The organism is Saprospiraceae bacterium (assembly GCA_016713025.1).
In the GTDB taxonomy this organism is placed as follows: Bacteria; Bacteroidota; Bacteroidia; order Chitinophagales; family Saprospiraceae; genus OLB9.
In genome coordinates, this window is sequence record JADJPZ010000004.1 from 426245 (window position 1) to 440607 (window position 14363).

General features: G+C 37.3%; 7 protein-coding genes and 1 pseudogene. 2 read left to right on the forward strand and 6 right to left on the reverse strand.

What is annotated here, in order from left to right:
- Positions 1–7: 7 nt before the first annotated feature.
- The 6 genes and pseudogenes from IPK35_08250 to secA all read right to left on the reverse strand — a co-directional run bounded on the left by IPK35_08250 (position 8) and on the right by secA (position 8831).
- The gene (locus tag IPK35_08250; GenBank protein ID MBK8053246.1) at positions 8–1255 is read right to left on the reverse strand and encodes an ROK family protein; all 1248 of its coding nucleotides are present in this window, start codon (positions 1253–1255) and stop codon (positions 8–10) included.
- Positions 1256–1595: 340 nt separating this feature from the next.
- The gene (ygiD, locus tag IPK35_08255; protein MBK8053247.1) at positions 1596–2480 is read right to left on the reverse strand and encodes a 4,5-DOPA dioxygenase extradiol; all 885 of its coding nucleotides are present in this window, start codon (positions 2478–2480) and stop codon (positions 1596–1598) included.
- 102 nt (positions 2481–2582) lie between these two features.
- A complete protein-coding gene (locus tag IPK35_08260; GenBank protein MBK8053248.1) occupies positions 2583–3512 on the reverse strand; it encodes a TIM barrel protein in 930 nt (309 codons plus the stop codon).
- Positions 3513–3841: 329 nt separating this feature from the next.
- Positions 3842–4458, reverse strand: a pseudogene (gene nth, locus IPK35_08265) (endonuclease III).
- Positions 4459–4472: 14 nt separating this feature from the next.
- Positions 4473–5483 carry a bifunctional diaminohydroxyphosphoribosylaminopyrimidine deaminase/5-amino-6-(5-phosphoribosylamino)uracil reductase RibD gene (gene ribD, locus IPK35_08270; protein MBK8053249.1) on the reverse strand — a complete coding sequence of 337 codons (1011 nt, stop codon included), beginning with the start codon at positions 5481–5483 and terminating at the stop codon, positions 4473–4475.
- A gap of 54 nt (positions 5484–5537) precedes the next feature.
- Complete coding sequence (secA, locus tag IPK35_08275) at positions 5538–8831, reverse strand: preprotein translocase subunit SecA (GenBank protein ID MBK8053250.1); 3294 nt, start codon at positions 8829–8831, stop codon at positions 5538–5540.
- A gap of 696 nt (positions 8832–9527) precedes the next feature.
- On the opposite strand from secA, the gene IPK35_08280 reads away from it, so the two are divergent.
- Positions 9528–11219: a putative transporter gene (locus IPK35_08280; protein MBK8053251.1), complete on the forward strand. Its 1692-nt coding sequence runs from the start codon at positions 9528–9530 to the stop codon at positions 11217–11219.
- Positions 11220–11479: 260 nt separating this feature from the next.
- Positions 11480–14014 (forward strand): type I DNA topoisomerase, encoded by a 2535-nt coding sequence (gene topA, locus IPK35_08285; GenBank protein ID MBK8053252.1) that lies wholly within the window; start codon positions 11480–11482, stop codon positions 14012–14014.
- The last annotated feature ends 349 nt before the right edge of the window (positions 14015–14363 follow it).

Here is a 14363-nt window from a genome sequence, read left to right on the forward strand (position 1 = left end):
AGAAAATCTAAAGTGTTAACGACTTTCTTGGTGACAATTTTCCGACTTTTCTATGATCAATGATATTGTAATTTTCCATAACCAAAGCTGCAGCACCCAAAAGTTCAGCATTATATTGAAGTTCAGAAATTTGGATTTCAAGATGTTCTGCTAATTTGGGAATACAATGTTCATTGAGCGCCTGCTGTATTGGGGTGATCCATAACTTTCCTGCTCGTGAACCTCGACCGCTGATAAGTACCAATTCGGGATTTAAAAGATGGACAAGAATGGCTATGCCACGTCCGATATGATATCCTGCATCTGAAATCAAACTGACAGAAAATTTATCGCCATTTATTGCAGCGTCAATTATCTTTTTGATAGATTGGTCCACATCATCCAATGATAATTCTTTCAATACAGTTGGGGTTCCATTCTGGATGCCCGCGATTGCTTTTTTTGTGATGACCAGTAAGGACGTTTCAGTTTCTAAGCATCCCATTTTCCCGCAGCTGCACATCTTGTCATTATTGAATAGCGGAAGATGACTGAATTCTCCTGCAAAACCTCTGTCTCCACGAAATATGGCTCCATTGATGATCATTCCGAGTCCCACACCCCAACCAATGTTCAAAACCATTACATTCTTTCTGTCTTTGGCGGCCCCATATTTGTGTTCTGCTAATGCTATAAGGCTGGAATCATTATCAATCAGTACTTTGAGTCCGATAGATGCTTCCAGATTTTTTTCAAGAATATTGTCTGAAAAACTAAAGAATGAGTGATTTACCCCTTTTTTTACATCGACAAAACCTGGCATTCCTATACCGACTCCTACAATTTTATTTCGGGGAATGCCACATTCTTTAATATAGTGATTAATAATATTTACCAGAGATTGCAACGTTTTGGGATCATTGTCAATTTTTAATTCATATTTTGCAATATCTCTTACTAAACTTCGGGACATGTCCACAATAGATATTCTAGTGATATACTGGTCTAAAGCTACTGCAATGATATATTTATAATCATTAAGGATGGAATAATATTGCGCTGGCCTTCCTACAGTAAATACAGATGTGTTATCTTCGATTATTACCTTTTCATCTTTTAATTCATTGAGTAGTTTAGTTACAAATGGAATGCTCTTGTCGGTTTTGTCACTTAATTCTGCAAGTGTAGAAGGTCCTGCGAAAAACATTTCTTTAATGATTGCCCTCTTATACAATTTTTGCTTTTCCAAAATTAAACACTTTAATAAAAAAAACATCACAAGATATTTAAATAAATTAAAAATTGCAAATAATTTTTAATAACAATTATGAATTTTTGGTTTTTTGACTATTTCCATCAACAAAAGTAATATACTGATAATTGTTAAAAACGGGATTCCATCCTGCTATTATTAAGAATACGACAAAAGATGTTTATAATTTTATCTATAGGATGATCTTAGAAATAAATTACTCTGAATTTCTCACTCTACAAATTTTGTATTGGTATAAATATAGCAAACAGAAAATTGATTGCGAAAGTATTTGATCGTAATTAATTAAATTACAATACGTTATAATTTAAATTTTTAACAGAATATTTTCTGTTCTCTATAACTATCCTATCTTAACTGATGTCATGGTGAGTGATCGCGCCACTGCAGTATCGTTAAAAAACTCAGAATGCTCATTTTCTTCCTGAAGAGCCAGTATGTAGAGTAGGGGCAGGTAATGTTCTGGTGATGGAATGGCAAGTTTCCAGGCCTTGCCTTGGTTTGTATAGTTGATCAGATTAAGATGATTTTTTTGACTGATGTATTTTTTCATTTGATCTGATGCTTCATTGGCCCATTCATATCCGTAAGCTGGCAAGTGCATTTTGTCCCAGGCGATCATCCCCAGATTATGCACCATATTACCACTACCTATTATCAAAATGCCTTTGCTGCGAAGTGCAGAAAGTTCTTTGGCAAGTTCATAATGGTAAGAAGGTGGTTTAGAGTAATCGAGACTCATTTGTATCACAGGAATATCGGCTGCCGGATATAAATGTTTGATAACACTCCAGGCTCCGTGATCAAGACCCCAATTTTGGTCCAGTTGAACATTAGTGCTTTTGATCATGGCTTGAGTCTCTATTGCCAATGCAGGATTGCCGGGTGCAGGATATTGGACATCGAACAATTCCTTCGGAAATCCACCAAAATCATGAATAGTCTTCGGGTTTTCCATGGCTGTGACATAAGTGCCATTGGTTTCCCAATGTGCAGAAATACACAAAATGGCCTTGGGTCGCTCGATTCCTGAGCCAATTGACCTGAAACCACGAACAAAATCATTTTCTTCTATAGCATTCATCGGGCTGCCATGCCCCAGAAATAATGCCGGTAATTTCTCCGTTGCAGGTAATTTTTCGTTTAATTTATTTAGTTCATTCGATTTCATGGAACATCCCAAAAGGGGCAGTAAGCCCATGGCTTTTAAAAATTCTTTACGATCCATAACCAGTCAATAATATTTGTTGCAACAAATATAATAGTTTTTTATGACAAAAAGTTCATTTTGCACCACTTGTTTAATGTCACACTAAAGATCTGCTGACTTTTATTTAGGATCACAATCTCTGTAGGCCTGTATTAGTTTTAACTCTCCTTCTTTACCACCCTGCGACTTTCCGTGTTCCATACCAAGAATCAGGTTTTTGCCTTCTGCTTTTGATTTATCCTGTATTTTTTTAAATAGATATTTGTAATTTATTTCTCCGGAATTCGGTTCATTGCGACCTGGTTCATCACCTATTTGAAAGTAAGCTATTTCATCCCATGTCAGGTCAATATTTCGGGATATTCTGCCTTCGTTTTTTTGCATATGATAGATATCAAATAGTATCTTGCAGGCAGGGCTATTTACCGCTTTACATATCATATGAGTTTGGTCAGTATATCTCAAAAACAAGTCCGGTGTATCAGATAGTGGTTCAAGTACCATGACCAAATTATGAGGTTCAAATATTGCCGCACCGCTTCTTAAAGTATCTATCACATGGCTTGTCTGGATGCCAATGGGCAATGATCGATCATAGTTGCCTGGTACGACTGTCATGAAAGTAGCTCCGGTCCGTTTTGCCACATCTACAGCATCTTTGCATGTATGGGTAAATTTTTGTTTCCACTCATCTTTTCCTGTCGTCATGGAAGATTGCAAAGGCCAATTGTCAAAAGCCACCACAAATACGCCCATTTTCATTCCCAATTTTCCTAACAAGCTCCCTATTTTTTCCTGCATTTCTGGAGTTCGACCCATCATGCCATTGTCCTCTATGGCTCTGAATCCTCGATCATGCATATACTTGATCTGATCCAAAAGGTCTTTGCCAGCATGATTTTCAAACATGCCAAAATGCGGTGCAAAAAGCATATTGTATGGTTTGTCTATAAATAAAGACTCAGATGGAATGGTGATTTCTGCTGTTATCCCTATTCCTGTAGAGACAAGAGCAGAATTTTTTAAAAATGTTCTTCTAGAAAGTGGCATGTTTGTTTTTTTAACAAATATAATAAATAGAATTACTTATGTATCATCAAATGCAAAAATAAGCGTCAAAAAAAATAATTTTTTTTTCTCCCATCAATGAAAATTGGTTGAATAAGAAAATACAAAATTTTGAAAAGGGAAATTCTAAAGCTATGTTTAGAATTTTTCTAAGTTGTAAATCAAGAGATTATGGTTCTGACGATAAGATAATCAACGCATTTAGCTTGCCTGATAACTATGATGATAGGCGGGCTGGTGAACTAAATGAGGCGAATATTTTGAAGTCAGGTGAATAAAAAATGAGATAAACCTTGGGGCAATGTAATCTTCTAGCCAATGATCTTACAAATCGGACAATGCTCTTTGACGTGGCTGCGGGCAGGGCAATATTTACGACCAAAAAAAATAATTTGCAAGTGTAACTTATTCCATATATCTTTTGCAAAAAGCCTTTTCAGGTCCTTTTCTGTCTGTTCTACATTTTTGCCTGAGGTAAGTCCCCAACGCTGAGCTAATCTGTGGATATGTGTGTCAACAGGAAAAGCAGGAACTCCAAAAGCCTGACTCATCACAACCGAAGCCGTTTTATGACCTACTCCCGGCAATGCTTCTAAATCTTCAAAATTGGAAGGCACGTTTCCTTGATGTTTATTTATAATGATAGAAGACAGATCTGATATGGCCTTTGATTTCCTTGGCGCAAGACCGCAAGGGCGTATTATATTTTCTATATCAGAAACTTTTTTAAAGACATTTCATAGGGATTGTCCGCCAATGCAAACAGTGCCGGGGTTACTTTATTGACTCTTTCGTCGGTACATTGTGCAGAAAGGAGAACGGCGACCAGCAAAGTGTAAGGATCTTTATGCTGTAGGGGTATCGGAGTTTCCGGATACAGAGATTCCAGAGTATGGATGATGAATTCTACTTTCTCTTTTTGCTTCATAAAGTATCTATATGTCAGATATTTTGATTGGAAATGATCATAATTTTATCTCCCTGAATTTCAAAAACATCATTTAATTTTCCTGTAACAAGCGGGGCAGCTACACCATCCATCAGCTTAAGATCGGTATGTATTACCCTCGCTTCGTGCCAGCAATTGCTTGAAATAAAGCTTTTTAACAAAGCAGCACCTCCTTCGATAATGACTGAAGAAATACCTGCATTAAATATTTTACTCATCACTTCCCGGCAATCGCCCATATTATCCACTTTGATATATGATAATGACTTGTCATTGAGATCTTTGATGCTATTGATAACGATGGTTGGATTGTGGTCCGAAAGTATCTTGATACCCTGATCTGTACTTAAGTGTGAATCCATCAAAATTCTGACAGGAGAAATTCCGGGGTAATGTCTTACATTAAGTGAAGGATTGTCTATCAGAGCAGTATTTTTTCCAATCATAATGCCTTCGACTTCACTACGCCATTTGTGGGTTAGGATATTAGTGTAAGCATTGGTAAGCCAGGTTTGGGTATTATTCATGGAGATATAATGATCAGAAGACTTAGCCCACTTTAGGATAATATATGGCATACCATTCAGGTTTGCCTTAAATTTTGTCAGTAATTTCTGACATTCGGCTTCAAGTACAGGTACTGTGACATTTATACCGTGAGTTTTAAGATAACTGATACCTCTGCCAGCAACTATCGGATTAGGATCAACACAGCCTATGACTACATTTTTGATGCCTTCGCTTACTATCCTGTGTGCACATGCCGGAGTTTTTCCTACATGAGCGCACGGTTCAAGACTGACGTACATGGTAGAGTGGGGTAGTAAGGACTTGTCATGACCTTTTACATCATTCAGCGCATTTACTTCAGCATGGTGTTCTCCGTATTTTTGATGGTAACCTTCCCCGATGATACAATTTTGATATACTATGACACAACCTACCATCGGGTTGGTAAAAGTATGCCGGATTCCTTTTTTTGCAAGTGTTATACATCTTTGCATGTATAATGTTTCTGCATGTGATCCGGCCATGTTAAATTTCTTCAGAAAGTTGTGTTACCTGCCGTGGCAGTGTTTAAATTTTTTACCGCTTCCACATGGGCACAAATCATTTCTACCTATTTTTTCTTCTGACCTTCTGAAAGTTTCTACTTTTTCTGTTTTTTTGGATACACCTTCAGCTGCTTGCCTCATTGCTTCTTCTTCACGGCTTGTCCTCACTCTGGAAAGGTCAGTTTTCTGAACTTTGGCTTCCCTGACTTCTTGCTGGATAAGGAGTTTGCCATTAAGAAGGTAAGCTGATACATCTTTATTAATCTTGTTTACCAGCTCTTCAAACAAGTTGTAAGCTTCAATTTTATACTTGACCAAGGGATCTTTTTGCTCAAATGACGCCGCCTGAACCGCATCCTTAAGTTCATCCATGCTTCTGAGATGCTCTTTCCAGTGGTCATCAATTATGGCCAGAGTGATCGTTTTTTCTATATCTCTCATGATGGAACCACCCTTACTGTCCACAGCTACTTTCAGGTCTGCAGCGATAGGAAGTGGATTCGTACGCCCATCTGTAAATGGTATGGCAATTCTTTTGTACAAATGACCTTGATGCTCATAAACACTTGTTATCGTTGGCAAAAGGATATTTGTAATTTGTTCGGATTTATGACCGTACTGATCATTCACTTCCTGCAATGTTTGATCTATCAGGTCATCCACCGACGTGGATTTGAACGTTTCATGGTCTATCTTGGGGTTCATACCCAGGGATGTGAGGTAATCAAACTTGAAGCCCTCGTAATCATTGGCTTTTTTGTTGGTATCTACAATGTATTCCACCGAACCAACAAGCATATTATGAATATCTACAGCGATTCTGTCGCCATTGAGAGCATTGTTTCTTTTTTTGTAAATCGCCTCCCGTTGTATATTCATGACATCATCATACTCCAGCAATCTTTTTCTGATGCCAAAGTTATTTTCTTCGACTTTTTTCTGAGCTCGTTCGATGGACTTTGTCACCATACTATGCTGAATGACTTCTCCTTCTTTGTGACCCATTTTGTCCATCATGCCGGCTATTCTTTCTGATTGAAACAGTCTCATGAGATTGTCTTCCAGCGATACATAAAATTGCGAGGTACCAGGGTCACCTTGTCTTCCGGCTCTACCTCTCAGCTGTCTGTCTACCCTGCGCGAATCGTGCCTTTCAGTAGCTATGATGGCAAGTCCTCCAGCTTTTTTGACCTCATCACCAATCTTGATATCTGTACCTCTACCTGCCATGTTGGTAGCTATAGTTACAGCACCTGGTTTTCCTGCTTCAGCTACAATTTCTGCTTCTCGCTGGTGTTGTTTAGCGTTTAGGACATTGTGTTTGACATTTCGCATGTTGAGCATCCTACTGAGCAATTCTGAAACTTCCACTGATGTGGTACCTACGAGTACTGGTCTGCCATTGGCCGTAAGATTACCGATTTCTTCTATCACAGCATTGAATTTTTCTCTTGCCGTTTTGAATACTAAATCTTCTCTATCTTCTCTAACTATAGGTTTGTTAGTAGGGATTACAACTACATCCAGTTTGTAAATTTCCCAGAATTCTCCAGCTTCTGTCTCAGCAGTACCAGTCATACCAGCAAGCTTATGGTACATACGGAAGTAGTTCTGTAATGTGATAGTAGCATATGTTTGAGTAATATCTCCTATTTTTACACCTTCTTTGGCTTCAAGAGCCTGATGTAAACCATCTGAGTATCTTCTACCTTCCATCATACGTCCTGTCTGCTCATCTACAATTTTTACTTCTTCATTGATGACAACATATTCCTGGTCTTTGTCAAATAGGGTATAAGCTTTTAGCAATTGACTAGTTGCATGAAGTCTTCGGGATTTCACCGCATAATCCTGAATTAATGATTCTTTTTGCTCTGTGAGATCGATATTTTCTTTTGCTTCTTTTGTGGTTATTTCCTGAATATGCTGAGTGATATCTGGCATTACAAAAAAACTAAGATCATTCTCTCCTTTTGACAGATATTCTATACCTTTATCTGTGAGCTCAACTGATCTGTTTTTCTCATCAATGGTAAAGTAAAGAGGACCGTCTGCCAAATGCATATTTCGGCTTTGCTCCTGCATGTAGAAGTTTTCAGTTTTTTGCAGTATTACTTTGACTCCTTCTTCACTCAAAAACTTAATCAATGGGCGATATTTAGGCAAGGCTCTGTAGACTCTGAATAGGGCCAAACCACCTTCACCTTCCTGGTTTCCGGTATTTCCATCTTTTATAAGTTTTCTTGCTTCAGCCAGATATTCAGTAGCTAATTGACGCTGGACACTAAAGAGTTTTTCGATTTTGGGTTTCAGTTCCACATATTCCTGCTCTTCAAGTCCCTGAGGAACAGGCCCTGATATGATCAGTGGCGTTCTGGCATCATCTACGAGGACAGAGTCTACCTCATCCACCATGGCATAATGATGTTTCACCTGGACAAGCTCATCTTTATCCCTGACCATATTATCTCTCAGATAATCAAAACCAAACTCATTGTTGGTACCATAGGTGATATCGCACCTGTATGCACCTATTCTCTCAGGAGAGTGTGGTTTGTATTTGTCTATACAATCTACAGTAAGCAATAGAAACTGAAATATAGGTCCTACCCACTCACTATCCCGCCTTGCAAGGTAATCATTGACCGTGATGATGTGGACACCCAGTCCGGCAAGCCCGTTGAGGTAGGCAGGTAATGTGGCAACCAATGTTTTTCCTTCTCCCGTGGCCATTTCAGCAATCTTACCTTCATGAAGCACCATGCCACCTATCAATTGAACATCATAATGCAGCATATTCCAAGTCACATCTCCTCCGGCTGCTTTCCAGCTGTTTTTCCAAATAGCTTTGTCTCCATCAATCATAATAAAATCCCTTGAAACTGCCAGATTTCGGTCGTGTTCTGTTGCCGTAACTTCAAGAGTGCTATTTTCTTTGAATCTTTTGGCAGTTTCTTTCACCACGGCAAATGCCTCGGGCAAAATTTCTTTTAATGTACTTTCCAGGTATTTATTTCTTTCCTTTTTAAGAGCATCTACTTCGTTGAATATGATTTCTTTTTGTGTAAAGTCTTCCTCATTGTGAGCTTTAATTGTCAATGCCTCAATATCTGCATCTATATCTGCAAGACTTTCTTTGATCCTTTGTCTGAATTCGAGAGTTTTGTTTCTTAAAGCATCATTTGAAAGACCTTGGTATGAATCATAAAACAGGTTTGTCTGTTTTACAATTTCTGAATATAACTTGACATCCTTTTCGTGTTTATTGCCAAAGATATTTTTTAAAAAATTGAACATATCTATTTATTTTTTTTTGAATGGTAGGATTATTAAAGCTATGGTATTGAGTATGTTTAAAAATCTGCTGTTGGAGTGAAAGGGATAAAAGTTATTTCTTTTAACTACAACCGCTGCGCAAAGATATGAATATATGTAATATCATCATAAAGTATTATACCGTTCCAAAATCATTCCAAAGATTTTATCCTGCCAAAATGGCATAATTTAACTTTTGACTTTGTGTTATTGTCTGCATTTATTATAGAAAAGTATTTTTTTGACATATTTAACAATGAACGATTTTATAGTTATTCTAACTATTGCCAGACAATTTAAAAAGTTTTCATTAAAAAGAAAAAACAGATTATAGTTTAAAATGCAATGTCGTTTAGTTAAGACCTCTTTATGAAGTCTTTCCCTTTTAAGCGAAAGATTTAGATAGGGTAAAAACAAAGAAAAATTCGACATCTAAACGACATTGGTTTAAAATAATAATGGCCAGTGTTTATTTTGAAATATTAATATGTCTTCGGCAATCACATTTTCATTACACACATTTTGGGATTTAATGACTAATCATTAAAATTTTATTTTGAATAATTAAATTGGGATATGTTTTGTTTGGTTAGAATTCATTGCTTTGATTCTTTTTAAAATATTATTTGGTGGTTATTATCAAATTTATGTTTAATTTTGCGCAAAAAATATACTGAAATGTTTGACTGGTTTAGAAATCTTTTCTTCCCGACCGATACCCCAGATATCACTCAATCTATTATTGCCATCCTGATCACCATAGGTTTAGGTGTCCTTCTTGGGAGACTTAAATTTAACAAAGTATCATTAGGTGTATCTGCAGTAATGTTCACAGGAATATTTTTAGGGCATTATGGTTTTGTCGTAAAACAGGATATTTCCACTTTTATAAGGGATTTTGGATTGATCCTTTTTGTTTATGCTATAGGTATTCAAGTAGGACCATCATTTTTTTCTTCCTTCAGAAAGGAAGGCATTCGATACAATGCATTGGCAGTAACTACAGTATTGTTGGGAGGACTCATCACTTTTATTATTTTTAAAATCAGTGATATGGGTATAGCAAACGCAGTTGGGCTGATGTCAGGGTCTGTGACCAATACTCCCGGACTTGGGGCTGCAAAATCATCACTTCACGAAATAGAACTTCAATTTGCCGGCAAACAATTTGCAGATCCCGCTGTAGCATACGCGATTACGTACCCTATGGGTGTACTAGGAGTTATTTTTGTCATCATACTTACCAAAGTCATATTTAAGGTAAACATCAAGGAAGAGTTAGCAAAATTACAAAATACATCCGGGCAGGACGCATCAGGGCTTGTCAGAAAAAAATGTCGTGTCACCAACCCTGAAGTATTTGGAAAAAGCATATATCACATTATGAGAGATTTCAGTCTCAATGATATCATTATATCAAGACTAAAACATAGTGGTTCGTCAGATGTTTTTTCACCACCTATGGATACCAGACTTTCTGATAAAGACGTCTTGATGGTGATCGGTACAGCTGATATGGTAGAAAAATTTATTGGTTTAATAGGGAAAGAATCATCAGATCAGTTGATAGAAGATGAGAAAGATGTAGTCAGTAAAACCATCTTTGTAACGAAAAAATCCGCTTCTCACAAGACACTGGCTGAGCTTGATTTGTTCAATAAATATGGATTGAAAGTTACCCGAGTATTTCGGTCAGGTATGGAATTATTGGCATCACCTTCTCTGGAGTTATATTATGGGGACAGGATAAGGGTGGTAGGTGACAAGGATGATATAGCTGAAGTAGAAAAAATCATTGGGAATTCAGAGAAAAAGTTGCTTGAGCCGGATTTTTTATCTCTTTTTGGTGGTCTGGTTATCGGAATCATTATTGGTTCTATTCCTATTGCCATTCCTTCTCTTCCAGTTCCCATCAAACTTGGTTTTGCGGCTGGTCCGTTGCTTGCTGCATTGATGATCAGCAGATACGGTGGTATAGGTGTGATACACTCCTATATCAATAATGGAGCTATTCATTTTATGAAGGACCTTGGAATTTGTTTATTTTTTGCATCTGTAGGATTACATGCCGGTACTCATTTTTACGAAAATTTTACTCAGAACAATGGTTGGTTATGGATATTTTATGGAGCTTTCATCACATTTATCCCTTTGATATTTATGGTCTTTGTTGGGAAGGTCATTATGAAAATCAACTATACAAAACTCATAGGCTTGATGAGCGGGTCATATACTGATCCAGCCGCACTTGCATTTTCCAACGGATATATAGATTCAGATGTACCTACACAATCTTATGCTACTGTGTATCCATTGGTGACTATTTTCAGGATTTTTGTTGCCCAAATTTTGATATTACTTTGTTTCTAAAACTAGATGGAAATTTAAAAATTTCATTCAATATCCTGATTTTCCTAATTCTAAAAGGGATATATCAATAGTTTAATTTTATTTAAATATATGATTACAAGCACGTTATGAATATATTATTTTTAATGTGACCATTTCAAAGGTATTTAATATTAAAAAATTTATAGTTTTGTCCCCCGATAATCATTTATCTGATAAAAATCAGGCGTAAAAGAAGATTTCACAAACATTGATATCATTGTAAATTAATAATATAATCCATGGCCAAAAACTTACTGATCGTTGAGTCCCCTGCAAAAGCCAAAACGATAGAAAAAATTCTGGGTAGTGACTTCATCGTCAAATCCAGTTATGGACATATCAGGGACCTTGAAAAAGGCAATAAAGGAATTGATATTGAAAACGACTTCGAACCCTTTTATGTAGTTTCTCCGGAAAAAACTAAAGTTGTTAAAGAACTTAAAGAACACGTAAGAAAATCAGATGAAGTTTGGCTGGCAACGGATGAGGATCGTGAAGGTGAAGCCATCTCCTGGCATCTGTGTCAGGAATTAAATCTCAATGTCAGTACCACTAAACGTATTGTTTTTTCAGAAATCACCAAACCTGCCATACAAAGAGCCGTATCAAATCCCAGAAAAGTTGATGTTGATCTTGTCAATGCGCAGCAAGCCAGAAGGATATTGGACAGGATTGTAGGTTTTGAACTTTCTGAAGTGCTGTGGCGAAAAGTTAAAAATAAATTATCGGCCGGTAGGGTACAATCAGTGGCAGTAAAATTGATTGTTGAAAGAGAGCGTGAGATTCAGCAATTTGTCGTGACACCTTTTTTCAAAATTTTGGCAGATTTTACTGTAGATAACGGGAGAGGTGAGATAGTACTGCTCAAGGCTGAGCATACCAGCAGAATTGACAATGAAACAGACGCAAGGACATTTCTTGAGAAATGTAATGGTGCTACATTTACCATTAAAAACATAGAAAAGAAGCCATTAAAAAGATTTCCGGCACCACCTTTTACTACTTCGACCTTACAGCAGGAAGCAAGCAGGAAGCTTGGATTTTCAGTCAACAGAACCATGTCGACAGCACAAAGATTGTATGAAGAGGGGCTTATTACCTATATGCGTACAGATTCGTCCAATCTAAGTGAGACTGCTCTCAGTTCCATAGCCGCGGAGATAGAATCAAGTTTTGGAAAACCATATCTGCACATAAGAAAGTATAAATCTAAAACTGCCAATGCTCAGGAAGCCCACGAAGCAATCCGACCTACGTATATAGAGAGAAAAAATATCGGTCCAGACAGAGATCAGCAGAGATTGTATGACCTGATATGGAAAAGGACGATTGCTTCTCAAATGTCGGAAGCTGAAATAGAAAAAACGATAGTCAATATTGCTATTTCTACTATGCCTGATAAATTTTTGGAGGCTACTGGCGAAGTATTGAAATTTGACGGATTTCTCAAAGTTTATTTAGAATCTTCAGATGATGAAGAAGATAGTGAATCAAAAGGTATGTTGCCTCCTCTCAGAGTCAGTCAGATTCTCCCTCTTGATGTAATGAATGCCACGGAGAGTTTTACCCGTCCGTCATCAAGATACACTGAAGCGAGCTTAGTCAAAAAACTTGAGGAGTTGGGTATAGGCAGGCCATCTACATATGCTCCCACGATTTCTAAAATCATGGAGGAAGAACGAGGATATGTTACTAAAGAAAGCAGAGAAGGCACTATCAGGGAATATAGATTTTTATCTTTACAAAAGGGTAAAATCACATCACAGACTAAATCAGAGATCACCGGAACTACAAAAAACTGCCTGTATCCATCAGATCTGGGCATGGTTGTGAGTGATTTTCTTTCTGAGCATTTTGTCAAAATCATGGATTATAGTTTTACTGCAAATGTAGAAGACGAACTTGACAAAATAGCAACTGATGGTCTTGACTGGAGGAAAATGTTAAAAAAATTTTATGGCCCATTTCATGATAGTGTTGAAAATACGATGGAGCATGCTGAAAGGGCAAAAGGTAAGAGAGTACTCGGTAAAGATCCCCAATCAGGATATAGTGTGATTGCTCAGATGACACGATTCGGCCCTGTCGTACAGATCGGAGACAGAGAAGAAGTCCTTGAAAGTGAAAAGCCAAGATTTGCCAATTTAAAGCCTGGACAATCTCTTGAGACCATCACCTATGATGAAGCGATGGACTTGTTCAAGTTACCCAGGACACTTGGTTTATTTCAAGGTGAAGAAGTCACAGTCAATACAGGCCGCTTTGGAGCTTATGTAAAAATGGGGGATCTGTATGTCAATTTGCCTCGAAATGTGGATCCTATGGAAATCACTTTTGAAAATGCTCAAACCTTGATTGAAGCAAAGCAAGATGAAAATGCACCGATAGGTATGTTTCAGCAATTGCCTATCACAAAAGGGAAGGGTAGGTTTGGTCCGTTTGTAAAATGGAATGAATTATTTATCAACATACCGGTAAGGTTTAAGCTGGAAACGATCACGCAAGATCAAGCCATAGAACTCATAGAAGCAAAAGTAGAAAAAGAAGCCAACAGGTATATCCAGAACTGGCCGGCAGAAAAAATATCTATAGAAAATGGGCGGTGGGGGCCATACATCAAGTTTGCTAAAAATAACCTTAAAATTCCAAAAATTGATGGCCAAAAGGCGGATGATGACTTTTTGAAAACGGTAAGTTTAAGTACTGTCAAGTCTTGGATAGAGGCCGAAATACCCAATGCATTTGCAAAAAAAGAAGTTAAGAAAAAGAAATAAATGTTAGGTTCTACTTAGTCCCCTTCAAAAATCTAAGTCAATTACACTTTCATCAAAATGTAATCAACCGGAAACCTGATATTTTTTCAAAGTTAAACATAAGAGTATTGGCGAATCAGGGTCACAACTGTTGGGTTAACTCAACAGTTTCAAATCAAACGGAAAGTCCGTGAAATTTGAAAAAGTAGAATTAGTTTAGAAAAAGCATGTTTCCAGATCGTCCTCTACTGGCTCAAGTTTGTAACTTGTGCCTATATAACCAGATCGTTGCAGTTTGCAACTGCGATGCACTTTATTAGATTTTATAATTTGGCCCATACCAAAGTGTAGCCGACTGATAAAAGTTTAA